The organism is Streptomyces sp. BE303, from assembly GCF_036290945.1.
GTDB lineage: Bacteria > Actinomycetota > Actinomycetes > Streptomycetales > Streptomycetaceae > Kitasatospora.
Map to the genome: position 1 here is coordinate 209606 of NZ_JAQYWZ010000880.1, position 17228 is coordinate 226833.

The following is a 17228-nucleotide window of genomic DNA, read 5'->3' on the forward strand; positions in this document are numbered from 1 at the left end:
GCCCGGGAGGGGCGGCCCGGGTCAGCTCAGCGAGTTCCAGCCGGAGCAGGAACGGTCGCCGCCGACCAGGCGGTCCGGGTGGCCGCTGCCGTCGGCCACCGAGATCCGGCGGTAGGTGTCGCCGTGGAACACCCAGTACTCGCTCTTGCCGCCGACCCGCTGCTGGTCGGGCACCGGGAGGAAGCAGTCCACCTTGCCGACGCCGTTCAGCGAGCCCCACTGGGAGAGTTCGCGGTCGGTGCGCTCCAGCACGTCGGTGTGCGCGGCGCCGTCGGCCACCGAGATCAGCCGGTACTGCTGGCGCCCGCCGGTGGTGTGGAACACCCAGTACCAGCTCTTCCCGCTGACCCGCTGCTGGTCGGGCACCGGGAGGAAGCAGTCCACCTGGCCGACGCCCTTCAGCGAGCCCCAGGAGGTGAGGTCGCGGTCCGGCCGCTCCAGCGTGCCGGCGTGGGTGCTGCCGCAGGTGAGCGAGACGGCCCGGTACTGCTGGCGTCCGCCGCTGCTGTGGAACACCCAGTACCAGCTCTTGCCGCCGGGGTTCTGCAGGTCGGGCATCGGCAGCACGCAGTCGAGCCGGGCGATGCCCTGGAGACAGGAGTGGCCGCTCAGCCGTCCGTCGCCCTTGACCACCCGGTCGGCGCCGGTGCCGTCGGAGACCGAGATCTTCCGGTACCGGTCGCCGTGGCAGACCCAGAACTCGCTCTGCCCGCCGCGCCGCCACCGGTCCGGGACGGCGACGATCTCGTCGCACGGGTACGCCCGGCCGGACTGCGGGGAGGTCTGGCCGCCCTGCTGGCCCTGCTGGTACTGGGTCTGGGTGCCGCCCTGGTTCTGGCCCTGCTGGCCCTGGGTGCTGCCCTGGCCGGTGAGCCGCCCGTCGCAGAGCGCCTTCAGGGTGCTGATCGACGGCGCGAAGGCGTAGACCGAGCCCTGGGTCTGGACGAACTGCTGGAAGCTCAGGGGCGTGTGCCTGACCGCGCCGTCCGAGCCTCGGCTCTCGAAGTCGACCTGGTCGGCCTGCTGGGTCACCGGGTCCTTGCCGGGCTCCGGGTTGCGGCCGGGCGGGAAGTCCGGCTGGTCCATCCAGTCGGCCTGGATGAACTCGAACTGCCGGGCGATGTCGGCCTGGTAGCAGACGAAGAGGAGGCCGCGCGGGTCGTCCGGACCGCCGGGGCCCTCGGAGGCCGGGTCGAACGGGTACCCGTACGGCGCGCCGCGCCGGATGATCCGCCGGCCGTCCAGGTCCCGGGCGTCGAGCGGCGGCACGCTCGGGTCGGGCGCCTGCAGGCCGGCCCGCGGGCTGGTCTTGCGCAGGTGGGAGAAGAGCGGGGTGGCCAGGCCCTCCAGGTCGTCCCGGAAGTCGAAGTCGTTGTCGGACGAGGCCGCCGGGTCGTTCGGGACGTCCCGGTCCTGGTGCTTGCAGACCGGCGCGCCGGAGCGCCAGCGGCCGACCAGCCGGGCGGCCAGCCACTCGGCGGTGGCGGACTCCGGGACGGCCTTGGCCTGCTTGAGCTCCTTCAGCTTGACCGAGACCTGGGCCCACCAGCCGGGCACGTCCTGGGACAGCCGGCGGACCACCTGGAAGGAGCCGTTGCGGGCCCACTCGGGGAACTCGGTGGCGCTGCCGGGGGCCGGCTGCTCGCCGACCACGAACTCGCCGGCCGGGACGATCCGGGTGCCCGGGTGTCCCTGGACCTCCTCGGGCCGGTTCGGGTCGGGCTGGTCGAAGAAGCGGACGCCGGGTTCGCTGATGCCGTCCTTGAAACCGAAGTGCTCCTTGCCGCGGCGGCTGCCCTTCAGGGTCTGGGCGTTCTGCTGGAACACGATCACGATCCGGTCGGTGGCGGCGGCCTCGCGCTGCGCCTCGACGGTGGTCCTCAGGTCCTCCTCGGTGTCCGAGGCGATCGTCAGCACCGCGTGCACCGGCTGGCTCTTCCCGTTCCCGAACAGCCAGTTCTCCGGGGAGTTGTCGCCGGTGTCGCCGAGCGCGCCGGCCCGCTTGGCCGAGCCCTCCTTGAACGCCTCCAGGCCGGTGCCGGGCGGCGCTCCCTGCGGGAACGGGTCGGTCGCGGAGAGCTGACGCATGCCCTCGTAGGTCAGGCTGAGGCCCAGCCAGGTGGCCCGGAGCGTCCGGGGGTCGTCGCCGCCCGAGGACTTGCGGGCCTCGCTGAAGGCCGCGTTGAAGCCGGCGACCTGGCGGGTGGTGGCGATCTGCGGGGCGAGCCGGCGCAGCCAGTCGCGGGCCCGGGCGGCGTCCTCGAACTTGAGGAACAGCAGGGTGACGTTGTCCTTCTTGAAGCCGGCGACGATGTCGCCCTGGATCTCGTCGCTCTCGCGGAGTCTCAGATCCGTTGCCGTGGTCATGGGGGTTGTTCTCCTCGTCGCGCGTGGGAGGTCGTCGGGTCAGGCCGAGGAGCTGAGCTGCACCCACTTGGCGACGGAGGGCACGCCCTGGTCGTTGAGCAGGAAGAGCATGTACCAGCCGGGCGGCGCCGCCTTGGCGTCCGGCGGGGCCTGGAGCTCCAGACGGTTGCCAGCCCGGCTGGTGACCCGCAGTTCGAGGTGGCGCTGGCTGGTGTTGACCGAGTGGGTCGCGGTGGTGGGCGAGAGCAGCACGGCCTTGGAGACGAGTCCGGGCGTGGTGGTGGTGACGAGGAAGTTCTTGTCGTAGCCGACCGCCGTGGTCGGGGCCCGGTCGATCGACGGACGGTTGCCCTGGTGGAGGTAGGCGGGCTCGTAGATCTCGATGCTGCCGTTCATGTTGTCCGTGATGTCCGGGTCGTTGGCGAGCTGCTGGAGCTCGTCGCCGGTCACCATGATGCGGCCGTCCGGGAGCACCACGGCGTTGGAGTGGTAGCCGCGCGGCAGCCGCTGGACCGGGCCGAGCTTCCAGTTGCCCTGGGCGTCGCGCAGCTCCGTCTGCCGGTACTTGAGGTCGGCGTTCGGGTTGTACGGGCCGTTGCCGTAGTCGCGGATGTCGTAGGCGCCGTTGACCGTCAGCAGCGTGCCGTTGGGGAGCAGCAGGGTGTCGTCCTGGGTGCGGCCGAAGGCGCGGGACTTCTCGGCGGTCCAGTTGCCGTTGGAGAAGCGCAGGGTGCTCGGGTTGTCCCGGTCGCCGCCGAGGAACAGCGTGGCCTCCGGGCCGTTGGGGCCGCCGGGGAGGGGGACGGCCGAGCCGTAGCCGCGCTTGCGGCCGTCCGGGCGGGCGAGGAGGTCGCGGCGGGTCTCGTTGACCGGGTCGAAGACCCACTGCTCGTCCGGGTGGCGGCCGAAGGCGTAGACGTTGCCGTCGCGCAGCGAGAACAGGTGCGGGTAGTCCAGGCTGAACGGGGCGTCGGCCTTGAAGCGGTCGACCGGGGTGTTCCTCGGGGTGTCGGTCTTGAGGGAGGGCACCGGGTAGGACTTGGCCGGGAACCGCTCGACCACCGGTGTCGGGGTGCCCCAGCCCAGCTCGGACTGGCCGGACATGATCAGCTGCCGGCCGTCCGCGCCGGTGACCACCGACGGGTACCAGCGGCCGACCGACATGTCGGGGTTGCGGGTCCAGGTCTCGGTCCAGGGGTCGAAGATCAGCGACAGCTTGGCGCCGGTGCCGCCGTTCCCGCCGAGGTTGCCGCCGAAGACGCCGAGCATGCCGTTGGGGAGGAAGGAGTGGCCGGCGCAGAAGAACGGCGCCGGGCGCAGCTCGCCGAGGCCGTCCGGCATGTCGATCACCGGCGGGGTGACCTTGGTGAACGAATCGGTGCCGGAGCCCTTGGCCGGGTCCCAGAGGTAGGCGCGCCCGGCGTTCTCCTTGCCGATGGTCTGGGTGGGGGCGGGTTCCTTCTCCGGGTTGGTCTCGATCCGTTCGAAGGAGAACAGCAGCACCTTGCCGGTCGGCAGCATGGCGATGTGGGCGGCGAAGTCGGGGGACGGGAAGTACGCCTTGAACGCGCCGAAGACGGCCGGGTCGAAGGCGGCGTTGAGGGTTGCCTGGGAGTCCGTCAGGGCCTTGAGCCGGTTGGTGCGGGTGGTCTGCGGGTACTCGCCGACGCCGCGCATGGCCGCCCGCGCACCGGCGTGCTCCTCGGCGTGCTCCTGGCCGAGCGCGGCGACCTCGTCGTCCCGCAGTTCGGCCTGCACGCGGGGGTCGGTGATGCGCGGGGCGGTACCGGCCGGGGCGTCGGCGCCGGCCGGGTCGTGGTGGCCGGAGCCGTGGGTGCCGACCAGGGCGGCGGCCGGGCCGGCGGCGGTCAGGACGGTGCCGGTGGTCAGCGCGCAGACCACGGCGGTGGCGACGGCGGCGGAGTGCCGCCGGCGGGTCCGCGGCCGGCCGGTGGGCCGCGGTAGGGACAGGGACATGGAACTCCTCGAAAACGTGGGAGGTAAGGAGTGAGGGGGACATCGGGGCATCGGGGGCGAACGGCGCGGGGGGACGGCCGTGGCGGTCGCGGGCGCACGAATGGTCGCCGACCGTCACAGAACATCACAGTGCGTGGTGGTTCGCATGCGGATGCACTGCGTTCGGCGTGTGCGTGTCGCAAGTGGGTGACGGCGCGTCGGCTGCGGGCGGAGCGGGCCGGTGCGGGGCGGCACCGGACGGCGTGGAACGACCGGTCCGGCGCGGTGGCGGGCACACGAGCGGGGCGTGGACCGCACCGGCCCACGCCCCGCCCTCGCTCCGACCGCCGGGGCGTTCAGACCACGCCCAGCGCGTACGCGGCGAAGAACGCCGCCCCTGCTCCGGCCACCGCCTTGACGGGCCGGGAGAAGGCCGTCCACGGTCCGTCGAACCGCCGGGTGAACCACCCGATCCCGATCAGCGCGGCCCCGAACAGCGGCAGCAGCGCCAGTCGGACGGCCACCCAGCCGAGCGAGTCCGGCGCCACGGTCAGCCCCGGCACCTCGCCCAGGACGGCCGCGCCGGGCACCGCGACGGCCAGCATGGCGCTCTGGTGCCAGCAGAAGATCGTCATCGCCGACAGGTTGACCGCCACCACCGGCAGCCAGAGCAGCGGACGCCGGGTCAGCAGCCGGCCGAGCCGCTCGCGCAGCAGCACCGCGGCGCCGCACTGCACCGAGGCCAGCGCCAGCACCAGCAGGGACGGCGGGTGGGAGTTGGTCCGCTCGGCGCCCGGCACCCCGACCATGCTGGCCGGGTAGTGCCAGAACAGCAGCAGCGCGGCGAACAGCGCGCCGCCGCCGAGCAGCAGCAGGCGGCCGGCCGGACGGCCCAGCCGGCCGCGCGCCCAGAGCACGCCGAGCTGGTAGCCGAAGAGCCAGCCCGGCAGGATGTTCAGCAGCCCGACCCAGGACGGCACCGCCTCGGCCCACGGCCCGTACCGGAGCACGTCGACCACGGCGACGGCGGCCAGGAGGACGCCCGCCGACCAGCCGCCCAGCCGCCGGGCGGCGGCCACGCAGAGCGGGGTGAGCGCGGTCAGGCCCAGGTAGACGCCGATGTACCAGAGGGGCTGCACCACCAGCGTCGACCCGGTCCGGACGGTGTCGGCGGGGACGCCGAGGTGTCGCAGCACCGGGATCAGCAGCGCCCAGACGGCCGTCACCCCGAGCACCGGGCGGAGCAGCCGGACGGCCCGGCCGCGCAGCCAGCGGGCGTTGCCCACGCCCTTGGCGCGGGCCCGCTCCAGCGAGTGCACCGCGGAGTGGCCGCCGACCAGGAAGAACACGCCGAGCATCTGGAGCATCCAGCTGGCCGGTGCGAAGAACCCGAGCGCGGGGGAGGAGAGCGGGCTGGCGTTGTGCAGTGCGCCGTCGGAGGAGAGGGTGAAGCCGCCGAGCAGCCAGTGGCCGACCGGTACGCCGAGCAGGGCGAGGGCGCGCAGGCTGTCGAGGGCCCGGTCGCGGGTCTCGGGGGTGCGGGTGTCCACCTGGTGGGCGGCCCGGCGCAGGGCGGTGAGCGGGCTGGGCATGACGGGGTCTCCGTTCGCGGGTGTGGCGAAGGGGCGGGGTGGCGGCGGGGCGGCCCGGGTGCGGGCGGCGGCGGTGCGGTTGCACGTGCGGGCGGCGGCCGGGGTCGGCGGCCGGTGCGGCCGGCCGGGTGCGGTCGGCCCGGGTCAGCGGCCGAGTGCGACGGCGGTGAAGGCGGCCAGCGAGGCGGTGCCCGGCGCGAAGTAGCCGGTGTGGCCGTGTGCGCCGGTGGCCGGCAGCGGGCGGGCGCCGAATTCCGGCCCGGTCGGATCGGCGCCGTGACCGAGACCGAGGAACCGGACGTAGGGCACGTGGCCGATCCAGTCCGAGTCGTTCCGCTTGACCGCCCAGAGCGGCACCCGCGGGTCGAGGTCGGCGGCCGAGTCGACCCCCAGGCCCGGCGAGGCGAGGACCACCACCCCCGAGGCCTGTTCCGGGCCCGGCCGGGCCAGCCCGCAGACCACCGAGCCGTAGCTGTGGCAGAACACCGTGGCCGGCGCGTCCGGGCGGGTGGTGACGGCGAGTCCGTCGAGCAGCCGGCCCAGCCGCCCGGCGCCGGCCTCGGCCAGCGTCTCGGTGGCGGCGTCCGGGCCCACCCCGACCGGAGTGGTGTAGCCGGCCCAGGCGATCACGGCCGTACCCCCGCCGGTCGCCCCGTGCAGCGCGCGGGCCATGCCGGCCGGGGTTCCGTACGGGTCACCGGCGCGGTCGAAGGTGCGCAGGTCGATGTCGGAGCCGGGGACGACGACCGCCGTCCGGCGGGCGGTGGCCAGGTCGCCGTACACCTCGGCGATCTGGCCCCGGCCGCGCGGGTCGAAGGCGAGGAACCGGCGGCCGCCGTCCCGCACCCCGTCGAGCAGCGTGCGGTACCGCGCGGCGCGCTCCCGGGCGGCGGTGTGGTCCTGCGGGGTGAGCGACGGGTCGGTGGCGCGGGCCAGTTCACGCCCGAGTTCCTCGGCGAGCGCCGCCTCGTTGGCCCGGTAGCGGAGCCGGACCGGCGCGCCGTCCAGGTTGCCGAGCACCAGCGGGTGGCGGACGGCCAGCGACTCCCGGGCCGCGGCCGGCAGCCGGTCGAAGAAGGCGGCCACCTCGGCCGGGGCGGCGGTGGCCGGGTCGGGCAGCCGGAGCCCGAGCGTGGTGTCCGCGACCCAGGCGGCGGTGCCGGGCGGGGGGCCGGTCACGGCCTGCTGGCCGTCGGCGGCGGCCCAGCCGCCCGCGCCGAGGACGGCGGCCAGTGCCAGCCCGGCGGCGGCGACCGTCCGCCGGATCCGCCGGGGCCTCCGCTCGGCGCGCTGCCGGGTACGCCCCTGGCCGGGCTGCTGGCTTGGCTGCTGCCGCATGTCCGTTCTCTCCCTCGTCCGTTCGACGTCGACGGGGAGGACGGTAGGAACGCGACGGCCCTGCGGACGTCACTCCGCAGGGCCAACTCCCGGGTGCTACCCGGGTATCACTGAGGTTTTCCCCACCACGGGGGCGGGGGCGGACCCTACTGGCCGGGCGTCACCAGGCCGGACTCGTAGGCGAGGACGACCGCCTGGGCGCGGTCGCGCAGGTCGAGCTTGGCCAGGATGCGGCCGATGTGGGTCTTGACGGTCTGTTCGGCGAGCACCAGCCGGGCGGCGATCTCCTGGTTGGAGAGGCCGCGGGCGATCAGCTCCAGTACCTCGGTCTCACGCGGGGTCAGTGCGTTGAGCCGCAGCTTCGGGTCGCGGCGCTTGGCCGGCCTGGTCCGGGCGAAGTCCTCGATCAGCCGCCGGGTCACCGAGGGGGCGAGCAGTGCCTCGCCGGCCGCGACCACCCGGACGGCCGCGATCAGGTCGGCCGGGGGCGCGTCCTTCAGCAGGAAGCCGCTCGCCCCGGCCCGCAGCGCCTCGTAGACGTAGTCGTCGACGTCGAAGGTGGTGAGCATCAGGACCTTCGGGCGGTGCGCGCCGGGCACGGCCGGGGCGAGCAGCCGGCGGGCCGCCTCCAGCCCGTCCATCACGGGCATCCGGACGTCCATCAGCACCACGTCGGGATGGGTCCGGCCGGTCACCTCCAGGGCCTGCGCGCCGTCCGCCGCGTCGCCCACCACGTCGATGTCGCTCTGGGCGTTGAGCAGGGCGGCGAAACCCGCCCGCACCATCGCCTGGTCGTCGACGATGATCACGCGGATGGTCATGCGGTGCTCTTCCGGTCGTCGTGCAGCCGGTCCTACGGCTGGGCCGGCGCAGTGCCGGCGGACCGAGTATCCGTCAGGCCGTCGAGCGGCAGGACGGCGGCCACCTTGAAGCCGCCGTCCGGCAGCGGCCCGGTGTCCAGCCGGCCGTCCAGCAGCCGGACCCGCTCGCGCATCCCGACCAGTCCCTGGCCGGTGCCCTCGACCGAGGCCTCCAGCGACTCCGCCCGCTCGGGCGGGGCCGCGTTCACCACCGTGACCAGCAGGGACGCGTCCGTGGCGGTCAGCGAGACCCAGGCGCCGGCGCCCGGGGCGTGCCGGACCACGTTGGCCAGTGCCTCCTGGACGATCCGGTAGACGGAGAGGTCGACGGCGGGCGGCAGCGCGTCGGCAAGTTCCGGGTCGACCGTCAGCTCGGCCGCGACCCCCGCCCGGCGGACCGTCTCGACCAGCTGGACGAGCTGGCCGACACCAGGCTGCGGCGCCCTCTCGGCGCCCGAATCCTCGCTGCGCAGCACGCCGAGCAGCCGTCGCATCTCCGCCAGCGACTCGCGTGCGGTGCCGGCGATCGCGGTGAACTCCTCGGCGGCGTCGGCCGGTACGCCGGGTATCCGGTACGGCGCGCTGGCCGCCTGCACGGCGATCACCGACATGTGGTGGGCGACCACGTCGTGCAGCTCCCGGGCGATCCGGGCGCGCTCCTCCAGCAGGGTCCGCCGTTCGCGTTCGGCCTCGCTGATGTGCTCCTGCACGACGAGCAGCCGCCGGGCCTCGGCCCGGTCCCGGACCGACCAGCCGAGCAGCAGGACGGCGCCGCTGAGCGCGACCAGCAGCACGGTGGTGCCGTCGCCGCCGCGCGGCAGGCCGAGGGTGAGGGTGAGGCCGGTGAGCAGCACGGTGGCGACCCAGACCGAGACCAGGGTGGCCCGGCTCTCCCGCAGGGCGAGCGCGATCAGCAGGAAGAGGTAGGCCAGGATCATCGGCGCCGTCCACGGCCAGGTGCCGCCGGTGTGGTCGTGGCGCGCGGTGACGGCGGCGGTGGCGACGAGGGCGCCCGCGCTGATCCACCAGGCGGGCAGCGGCCGGGCGACCGCCAGCACCAGCGGGGCGGTCTGGGCGACGGTGAGTGCGGCGGCGACGGGCAGGACCAGGTCGTAGGAGCCGGTCAGGACGGTGATGCCGGTGGGGATCAGCGAGGTCTGGAGGAGGAGGGCGACCACGTACGGCAGCCGTCGCACCCAGGCGCGCGGGGAGTCCCCGAGCAGGGGGGTGTGCCCGCCGGTGGGCGTGCTGAGGTTGTGCCGGAGCGTTCCGAGCAGGCGGAGGGCGTGGGCCCGGGCGGAGGCCTTGCTGAGCGTCTTCATCGCGGGCCAGCCTAGGAGTCGTGACACCCGCCCGTCGTCGGACCGTGGGCAGACCTTTCGGGCCCTGCCGTGGCCGGGAGTAGTACCCCGGTATGACCAGGTGCGACCCCGGTGCGGCCGGGGCCGGTCCTCAGTGCCGCCAGTCGCCGGCCAGGGCGGGGCCGAGCTGGTCGAAGTGGCGGCCGATCAGGGCGATCATGCCCTCCGGGCCGTCCACCTCCTGGTCGGCGGTCCAGGACAGGTGGGCGGCGCGCAGCACGCTGCCGAAGACGGCGGCCATCACGGCGGGCCGCAGGTCCTCGGCGGGGTCGAGGTTCTCGCGCTCGGCGATCACCCGGGTGACCACCCGTTCCTGGTCGGTGACCCGGCGCAGGTGCGCGGCGAGCAGGGTGGGGGTGTCCTCGATCATCCGGATCAGCTCCAGCGCGCTGGTCACCGAACCGGGTCCGGTGCGGTCCGGGGAGCCGAGCTCGCGCCAGGACTCGACGATCGCGGCGCGCAGTGCCTGCAGCGGGTTCTCGTCGGCGGGGCGGTTCCGGAGCCGGTCGATGAAGTAGTCCTCGGCGTCGGCGAGGACGGCGAGGGCGACCTCGTCCTTGTTGGCGAAGTACCGGAAGAAGGTGCGCTGCGAGACGTCGACGGCGGCGGCGATCTCGTCGACGGTGGTCCGGGCGAAGCCCTGGCTGAGGAAGAGCTGGTGGGCCGCCTCGATCAGCGCGTCCCGGGTGCGGCGTTTCTTGCGCTCGCGCAGTCCCGGGCCGGGCTCCGGCTCCGGGTCGCCGGGAGCCCGGCCGGCCGGGGCGGTGGCGGGGAGTGCGGGCTGAGCGGCCATGGCGGGGTGTCCTCCGGACGGTGACGCGGCTGGGGTGTAAAGCCCAACTCTATCGGTCTGACAAATGTCAGCCGGAGCCAGAAGTCAGTGTTTGCCGAATGTCAGTCGCTGACATAATCTGCCGGAGTGGCGTCCGTCGGGCCGGGCACTCGTGGGGACGGGTTGGGCCGGGGCGCCACGCCCACGTCCGCCCCCAGCCAGCCCACGGAGGGCCCAGATGAGCCAGTCCGCCGTCAAGAGCACGAAGGCCGACGCGCGGCCGCCCGTGCCGTCCGCCGGGAAGGGCCTCCAGGGGCACCCCTGGCTGACCCTGCTCACCGTCGCCGTCGGCGTGATGATGGTCGCCCTGGACGGCACCATCGTGGCGATCGCCAACCCGGTGATCCAGGCCGACCTCAAGGCCGCCCCCTCCGAGATCCAGTGGGTCACCAGCGGTTACCTGCTCGCCCTCGCGGTCTTCCTGATCACCGCCGGCAAGATCGGTGACCGGTTCGGCCACAAGAACACCTTCCTGGTCGGCGCGGTCGGCTTCGCCGCCACCTCGGCGGCGATCGGATTCGCCGGGAACATCCAGACGGTGATCGCGTTCCGCGTCCTCCAGGGCCTGTTCGGCGCGCTGCTCCAGCCCGCCGCGCTCGGCCTGCTGCGCGGGGCCTTCCCGGCCGAGAAGCTCAACATGGCCATCGGCATCTGGGGCGGGGTGATCGGCGCCTCCACCGCGGCCGGCCCGATCGTCGGCGGCCTGCTGGTCGAGCACGTCAACTGGGAGTCGGTGTTCTTCATCAACATCCCGGTCGGCCTGATCGCGCTGGCCCTCGGCCTGTGGATCCTCAAGGACGTCCGCGCCGAGAACGCCGCCAAGTCCTTCGACGTCCCCGGCATCGTGCTGCTCTCGGTGGCGATGTTCGCGCTGGTCTTCGGCATCATCAAGGCCCCCGAGTGGGGCTGGGGCGACCTCTCCACCGTGCTCTTCCTGGGTGGCGCCGTCGTGCTGATGACGCTGTTCGCGCTCTGGCAGCGGGTGGCCCGGGAGCCGCTGATCCCGCTCAGCCTGTTCCGCTCGCTGCCGCTGTCGGCCGGCACCCTGCTGATGGTGCTGATGGCCTTCGCGTTCTTCGGCGCGATCTTCTTCGTCACCTTCTACCTGCAGAACGTGCACGGCATGTCGCCCGTCGAGGCCGGCGTCCACCTGCTGCCGATGACCGGCATGATGATCATCGGTTCGCCGGTGGCCGGCGTGGCGATCGGCAAGCTCGGACCGCGCATCCCGATCGTGGCCGGCATGCTGATCACCACCACCGCGATGATCGGCATGTCCACCCTGGACGCGGGCTCCGGCAACGGTGCGATGGCGCTCTGGTTCGTCCTGATGGGCCTGGGCATCAGTCCGGTCATGGTGGGCGCCACCGAGGTCATCGTCGGCAACGCCCCGATGGAGCTCTCCGGCGTGGCCGGCGGTCTCCAGCAGTCCGCGATGCAGGTCGGCGGAAGTCTCGGCACCGCGGTGCTGGGCGCGCTGATGGCCGCCAAGGTCACCGACGTGCTGCCGGGCAACTGGGCGAAGGCGGGGCTGCCCCCGGTCGACCCCGCCCAGTCCGAGGGCCTCAACCAGGCCGCCCAGCTCGGCATCGCCCCGCCCGCTCCGGCCGGCACCCCCCAGCAGGCGGTCGACGCGATGGCCGGCGCCGTCCACGACTCGTTCGTCAGCGGCATGTCGCTCGCCTTCGCGGTCGCGGCCGTGGTCGCCTTCGCCGCCGCGCTCCTGGGCCTCCTGACCCGCCGCGGCTCCACCGACGCCGGCCCCGCCGTGCACATCTGACCCACCCCCGCACGCCCGAGCGACCCCGGACTCCGTCGAGCCCGGGGTCGCTTACGTGTACTACATGCGATCACATGAACACTTTGAGTTATTGACACGCGCGGTGTTACCCTTCGCCCATGGTTGCTGAACTGACTCCGGAAACGCCCCTCGCCGTCAGACGGTCGATCTCGCTCCCGGCCGATCTCGCCGCCGAGGTGGAACAGCGCACGGACAGGAACGGGTTCTCCGCAGTGGTGGCGGAGGCTCTTGAACACTGGGTGGCGATGGCCAAGTTGCGTGAGGTCGTGGAGGACAACGAGGCCCACGGCCACATCACCGACGCCGACCGGCAATGGGCGGAGGAAGCATGGGCCGCCAGCGCCTGACCAGGGCCAAGGCCTCCCCGCGCCGTTGCGGGACGGTAGTGCTCGACGCCCAGGCGCTTTCGCTGGACGCCGAGCGCGACAGTCGCGTGGCCGCGCTGATCGGCGCGGCCGAGCGGGACTCGGCCCCGGTGGTCGTCAGTGCCGTCACGCCACTGGAGGTTCGCCGAACCGGGCGCGTGGGTGACCGGCTGAGGTTCCTCCTGGCCCGGTACACGATCGCCCCGGTGTCGGAGCGGGTGATCGAGGCGGCCGGTGAACTGCTCGACACCTCCGGGCTGGACGGGCACGAGTGCCTGGTCGACGCGCTCGTGGTGGCCACCGCCGCGCTGTCCGAGCCTCCGGTGCGGCTGGTCACCTCGGACGCCTCGCACATCCCCAAGCTGTGCCAGGCGGCCGGCCAGGTGGACGGACTCGACGAGCCGCGTGTGATCACCGTCTGACGTCGTCCTTCGACGAGCGGCCCCGGACTCCGTCGAGTCCGGGGCCGCTCGGGTGTCCGGGGCGGGGTCAGGAGGGCGGTTCGGCCTCGGCCCGGCGCCAGGCCTCCTCGGCCTTCGCCCAGACCTCCTCCTGGGCGCGCCAGTACTCCTCCTCGGCCTGGCCCTCGGGCACCTGCGCGATGCCGGGGGCGAGTGACGGCGGGGTGGGCGCCAGGTGATGGCCGCCGCCCCAGGGGGCCGGTGCGGGCGGGGGGAGGACGGCCGCGGGCGGGGGAACCCCGGGGGAGGACTCGACGGTGAACGCCTCTTCCGGACCGGAGGCCCCGGTGCCGGGCTCCGTGGCCGGGGCCTCCGGAGGCGGCGGGGGTGCCGGAGGGGCGGTCGGTGCCGCGGGGACCCGCGGCACCTGCGGGGCCGGAGCGGTTGGCGAGGTGTTCGGGAGGGCGGCGGGCGGCGTCGCGGTCGCTGCGGCGGCCGGCGCGCCGGCGAGGCCCGCGCTCAGCGGGCGGGTGGGCGCGGCGGTCGAGGCGGACTTGCCGGCCCCGTCGGACCCGGGCGGCTCCGGCGCTTGTTCCACCGGGCCCACCGGGAGCACCGGGCCCGCCGGATCCTGCGGCAGGGGCACGGACCCGGGGCCGGGCGCGGGCGCCGGCGAAGGCACGGGAACGGGCAGCAGACCGGTCGGCGGCCGGTCCGGGGCGGGCAGGGCCACCGACGGCCGCCCGAGTTCGTCCGGGGTCGGTAAGAGCTGCCAGACCAGGCCCCCCGCCGTCAGCCCGACCAGGACCGCGAGGGGGAAGGCCCCCGTCCTCGGTGTGCGCACGGAACCGGCCCCCTCCCCTTGCCTCCCGCGGTCCCACCTTAAGCGGGACTCTCGGGAAGGTTAAGAGGGAGCCGGGGCCGGACTCAGGCGGCGGGGCGGAGCTCCACCAGGGGGACGGTACGGCTGGTGCGGGCCCGGAAGTCGGCGAAGAGCGGTTCGACGGAGATCTGCCGGGCCCAGAGGTCCTCGTGATCGTCCGGATCGACCGGGACGGCGTGCGCCGCGAAGCGGTCGGCGCCGAGTTCGACCGTGACCTCGGGGGCGGCCGCGAGGTTGCGGTACCAGAGCGGGTCGGCGGGGGCGCCGCCGTTCAGGGCGAAGACGACCACCCGCCCGCCGTCGCGCAGGTAGACCAGCGGGGTGGTGCGCGGCTCGCCGCTCTGCCGGCCGCGCGTGGTGAGCAGCAGCAGGTTCTTGCCGGCGAAGTCGCCGCCGACCGTACCCGCCGAAGTGCGGAACTCGTCGATCACCTGGCGGTTGTAGTCGTTGCCGCCGGCGGCGGGCTCGGGGTGGACGGCGTTCATCGGAGACCCTCCTGGACTGGTCCGGTTCGTCGTGACGAGCCTAGGAGCTGACACCGGTGTGAGGTTCAAGCGGATGTGACCGGCATCACACGGAAAGCGCGAAGGGCCGGCCCTCCCCGGGCGGGGAGGGCCGGCCCTCAGGACCGGTCAGGCACTCAGGCCTCGCCGCCGGCGGCGCCCGGGTCCGCCGCCGCCACGTCCAGCAGCTGGTAGCGGTCGATCGCGTCCTTCAGCGCGCTGCGGTCGACCTTGCCCTGCTTGGCGAGCTCGGTGAGCACGCTCAGCACGACCGACTGCGCGTCGATGTGGAAGAAGCGACGGGCCGCGCCACGGGTGTCGGCGAAGCCGAAGCCGTCGGCGCCCAGCGACTGGTACTGGCCCGGAACCCAGCGGGCGATCTGGTCCGGCACCGCGCGCATCCAGTCGGACACGGCGACGAACGGGCCCTCGGCGCCCTGGAGCTTCTGGGTCACGTACGGGACGCGCTGCTGCTCCTCGGGGTGCAGCAGGTTGAACTCCTCGGCCTCCACCGCGTCGCGGCGCAGCTCGTTCCAGGAGGTCGCGGACCAGACGTCGGCCTTGACGTTCCACTCCTCGGCGAGGATGCGCTGGGCCTCCAGGGCCCACGGCACGGCCACGCCGGAGGCGAGGATCTGGGCCGGGATCTGGCCGGCGGTGCCGGGCGCGTACCGGTGCAGACCCTTGAGGATGCCGTCGACGTCGACGTTCTCCGGCTCGGCCGGCATCTTGATCGGCTCGTTGTAGACGGTCATGTAGTAGAACACGTCCTCGCCGTTCGGGTGTTCGGCGCTGGAGCCGTACATCCGACGAAGACCGTCCTGGACGATGTGCGCGATCTCGAAGCCGTACGCCGGGTCGTACGCGACGACGCCGGGGTTGGTCGAGGCCAGCAGGTGCGAGTGGCCGTCGGCGTGCTGCAGACCCTCACCGGTCAGGGTGGTGCGGCCGGCGGTGGCGCCGATCACGAAGCCGCGGGCCAGCTGGTCGGCCATCTGCCAGAACTGGTCGCCGGTGCGCTGGAACCCGAACATCGAGTAGAAGACGTACACCGGGATCAGCGGCTCGCCGTGGGTGGCGTAGGCCGAACCCGCGGCGATCAGCGAGGCGGTGCAGCCGGCCTCGGAGATGCCGTCGTGCAGCATCTGCCCGGTCGGCGACTCCTTGTACGCGAGCAGCAGGTCGCGGTCGACCGACTCGTAGGTCTGGCCCAGCGGGTTGTAGATCTTCGCCGACGGGAACAGCGAGTCCATGCCGAAGGTGCGGTACTCGTCGGGTGCGATCGGCACGAAGCGGTTGCCGATGCCCTTGTCCCGCATGAGGTCCTTGAGCACCCGGACGAACGCCATGGTGGTGGCGATGGTCTGGTTGCCCGAGCCCTTCTTGACCGCCTTGTACGCGTCGTCGCCCGGCAGCTCCAGCTTGCGCGGCCGCACCTTGCGGGTCGGCACGTAGCCGCCCAGCTCCTGGCGGCGGTCGTGCATGTACTGGATCTCTTCGGAGTCGCGGCCCGGGTGGTAGTAGGGCGGGTAGCCCTCTTCGAGCTGCTTGTCGGTGATCGGCAGGTGCAGCCGGTCGCGGAAGCGCTTCAGGTCCTCGACCGTCAGCTTCTTCATCTGGTGGGTGGCGTTGCGGCCCTCGAAGTTGGGGCCCAGCGTCCAGCCCTTGACGGTCTGGGCGAGGATGACCGTCGGCTGGCCCTTGTGCTCGCGGGCCGCCTTGAACGCCGCGTAGATCTTGCGGTGGTCGTGGCCGCCACGGCCCAGGTGCTGGATCTGCTGGTCGGTCATCGACTCGACCATCTTGCGCAGCCGCAGGTCGCCGCCGAAGAAGCTGTCGCGGATGTACGCGCCGGACTCGGTCGCGTAGGTCTGGAACTGGCCGTCCACCGTGGTGTTCAGCTTGTTGACCAGGACGCCGTCGCGGTCCTGCGCGAGCAGCGGGTCCCAGCTGCGGTCCCAGACGAGCTTGATCACGTTCCAGCCGGCACCGCGGAACTGCGACTCCAGCTCCTGGATGATCTTGCCGTTGCCGCGGACCGGGCCGTCGAGGCGCTGCAGGTTGCAGTTGACCACGAAGGTCAGGTTGTCCAGGCCCTCGCGGGCGGCCAGGGACAGCTGACCGAGCGACTCGGGCTCGTCCATCTCGCCGTCGCCGAGGAAGGCGTAGACCTGCGAGTCGGAGGTGTCCTTGATCCCGCGGTGCTCCAGGTAGCGGTTCATCCGGGCCTGGTAGATCGCGCCGAGCGGGCCGAGGCCCATCGAGACGGTCGGGAACTCCCAGAAGTCCGGCATCAGCCGCGGGTGCGGGTAGCTGGAGAGGCCGTACGGGGCCTTCGACTTCTCCTGGCGGAAGGCGTCGAGCTGCTGCTCGGTGAGCCGGTCCAGCAGGAACGCCCGGGCGTAGATGCCGGGGGAGGCGTGGCCCTGGAAGAAGATCTGGTCGCCCGACTCGCCCTCGGCGTCCTTGCCGCGGAAGAAGTAGTTGAAGCCGACGTCGTAGAGCGACGCGGAGGAGGCGAAGGTGGCGATGTGGCCACCGACGCCGATGCCCGGGCGCTGCGCCCGGGAGACCATCACCGCGGCGTTCCAGCGGGTCGCGTTGAGGATCTTGCGCTCGATCTCCTCGTTACCGGGGAAGAACGGCTCGTCCTTGGTGGCGATGGTGTTGACGTAGTCCGTGCTGCGCATCTCGGGCACGGCGACACGCTTCTCGCGGGCGCGCTCGATCAGCCGCAGCATCAGGTAGCGCGCACGCTCGCGCCCCCGCTCGTCGATGGCCGCATCGAGCGACTCCAGCCATTCCGCGGTCTCCTCGGGATCGAAGTCCGGGACCTGACTCGGAAGGCCGCCAATGATGATCGGGTTGCGATCGGATCCGGAAGCCACGCTGTTCCTTCACTGTCGGTCGAAACTGAGGTGTGTCGCGCCGCCTCCATCGTGCTACCGCGCTCGGAGATCCGTCATCTC

General features: G+C 73.2%; 13 protein-coding genes. 3 read left to right on the forward strand and 10 right to left on the reverse strand.

Annotated elements, in window-relative coordinates:
- Window positions 1-21: 21 nt before the first annotated feature.
- From PUR56_RS32225 to PUR56_RS32255, 7 genes are all read right to left on the reverse strand, one after another.
- Entirely contained in the window at window positions 22-2367 is a 2346-nt protein-coding gene (locus PUR56_RS32225; RefSeq protein ID WP_329951540.1) for a Dyp-type peroxidase, read from the reverse strand.
- A gap of 39 nt (window positions 2368-2406) precedes the next feature.
- Window positions 2407-4344, reverse strand: coding sequence for a galactose oxidase early set domain-containing protein (locus tag PUR56_RS32230; RefSeq protein WP_329951541.1), 1938 nt, complete (start codon window positions 4342-4344; stop codon window positions 2407-2409).
- A gap of 335 nt (window positions 4345-4679) precedes the next feature.
- Entirely contained in the window at window positions 4680-5915 is a 1236-nt protein-coding gene (locus PUR56_RS32235) for an acyltransferase family protein (RefSeq protein ID WP_329951542.1), read from the reverse strand.
- Window positions 5916-6059: 144 nt separating this feature from the next.
- Window positions 6060-7253, reverse strand: a complete 1194-nt coding sequence (locus PUR56_RS32240; protein ID WP_329951543.1) for an alpha/beta hydrolase — start codon at window positions 7251-7253, stop codon at window positions 6060-6062.
- A 146-nt stretch (window positions 7254-7399) separates the two neighbouring features.
- Window positions 7400-8074, reverse strand: a complete 675-nt coding sequence (locus PUR56_RS32245) for a response regulator transcription factor (RefSeq protein WP_329951544.1) — start codon at window positions 8072-8074, stop codon at window positions 7400-7402.
- A gap of 32 nt (window positions 8075-8106) precedes the next feature.
- Window positions 8107-9435, reverse strand: coding sequence for a sensor histidine kinase (locus tag PUR56_RS32250; protein ID WP_329951545.1), 1329 nt, complete (start codon window positions 9433-9435; stop codon window positions 8107-8109).
- A 130-nt stretch (window positions 9436-9565) separates the two neighbouring features.
- Window positions 9566-10267, reverse strand: coding sequence for a TetR/AcrR family transcriptional regulator (locus PUR56_RS32255; RefSeq protein WP_329878972.1), 702 nt, complete (start codon window positions 10265-10267; stop codon window positions 9566-9568).
- Between the two features lie 217 nt (window positions 10268-10484).
- Between PUR56_RS32255 and PUR56_RS32260 the strand changes: the two genes are divergently transcribed.
- The 3 genes from PUR56_RS32260 to PUR56_RS32270 all read left to right on the forward strand — a co-directional run bounded on the left by PUR56_RS32260 (window position 10485) and on the right by PUR56_RS32270 (window position 12894).
- Window positions 10485-12086 (forward strand): MFS transporter, encoded by a 1602-nt coding sequence (locus PUR56_RS32260; RefSeq protein ID WP_329951546.1) that lies wholly within the window; start codon window positions 10485-10487, stop codon window positions 12084-12086.
- Between the two features lie 119 nt (window positions 12087-12205).
- Complete coding sequence (locus tag PUR56_RS32265; RefSeq protein WP_329878970.1) at window positions 12206-12454, forward strand: hypothetical protein; 249 nt, start codon at window positions 12206-12208, stop codon at window positions 12452-12454.
- The gene (locus PUR56_RS32270) at window positions 12436-12894 is read left to right on the forward strand and encodes a type II toxin-antitoxin system VapC family toxin (protein WP_329951547.1); all 459 of its coding nucleotides are present in this window, start codon (window positions 12436-12438) and stop codon (window positions 12892-12894) included. The genes PUR56_RS32265 and PUR56_RS32270 overlap by 19 nt, the downstream gene beginning before the upstream one ends.
- Before the next feature lie 67 nt (window positions 12895-12961).
- Here the strand turns inward: PUR56_RS32270 and PUR56_RS32275 are convergent, their stop codons facing one another.
- The 3 genes from PUR56_RS32275 to aceE form a co-directional block, all read right to left on the reverse strand.
- Window positions 12962-13717 carry a hypothetical protein gene (locus PUR56_RS32275; RefSeq protein ID WP_329951548.1) on the reverse strand — a complete coding sequence of 252 codons (756 nt, stop codon included), beginning with the start codon at window positions 13715-13717 and terminating at the stop codon, window positions 12962-12964.
- An 83-nt stretch (window positions 13718-13800) separates the two neighbouring features.
- The gene (locus tag PUR56_RS32280; RefSeq protein ID WP_329878967.1) at window positions 13801-14241 is read right to left on the reverse strand and encodes a nitroreductase family deazaflavin-dependent oxidoreductase; all 441 of its coding nucleotides are present in this window, start codon (window positions 14239-14241) and stop codon (window positions 13801-13803) included.
- A 155-nt stretch (window positions 14242-14396) separates the two neighbouring features.
- Complete coding sequence (gene aceE / locus PUR56_RS32285; protein ID WP_329878966.1) at window positions 14397-17147, reverse strand: pyruvate dehydrogenase (acetyl-transferring), homodimeric type; 2751 nt, start codon at window positions 17145-17147, stop codon at window positions 14397-14399.
- Window positions 17148-17228 lie beyond the last annotated feature (81 nt).

Coding starts and splice junctions, on each gene's coding strand:
- PUR56_RS32255 (WP_329878972.1), bottom strand. CDS start 10,267: ATGGCCGCTCAGCCCGCACTCCCCGCCACCGCCCCGGCCGGCCGGGCT.
- PUR56_RS32265 (WP_329878970.1), top strand. CDS start 12,206: ATGGTTGCTGAACTGACTCCGGAAACGCCCCTCGCCGTCAGACGGTCG.
- PUR56_RS32240 (WP_329951543.1), bottom strand. CDS start 7,253: ATGCGGCAGCAGCCAAGCCAGCAGCCCGGCCAGGGGCGTACCCGGCAG.
- PUR56_RS32245 (WP_329951544.1), bottom strand. CDS start 8,074: ATGACCATCCGCGTGATCATCGTCGACGACCAGGCGATGGTGCGGGCG.
- PUR56_RS32280 (WP_329878967.1), bottom strand. CDS start 14,241: ATGAACGCCGTCCACCCCGAGCCCGCCGCCGGCGGCAACGACTACAAC.
- PUR56_RS32260 (WP_329951546.1), top strand. CDS start 10,485: ATGAGCCAGTCCGCCGTCAAGAGCACGAAGGCCGACGCGCGGCCGCCC.
- PUR56_RS32230 (WP_329951541.1), bottom strand. CDS start 4,344: ATGTCCCTGTCCCTACCGCGGCCCACCGGCCGGCCGCGGACCCGCCGG.
- PUR56_RS32225 (WP_329951540.1), bottom strand. CDS start 2,367: ATGACCACGGCAACGGATCTGAGACTCCGCGAGAGCGACGAGATCCAG.
- PUR56_RS32250 (WP_329951545.1), bottom strand. CDS start 9,435: ATGAAGACGCTCAGCAAGGCCTCCGCCCGGGCCCACGCCCTCCGCCTG.
- PUR56_RS32270 (WP_329951547.1), top strand. CDS start 12,436: ATGGGCCGCCAGCGCCTGACCAGGGCCAAGGCCTCCCCGCGCCGTTGC.
- PUR56_RS32235 (WP_329951542.1), bottom strand. CDS start 5,915: ATGCCCAGCCCGCTCACCGCCCTGCGCCGGGCCGCCCACCAGGTGGAC.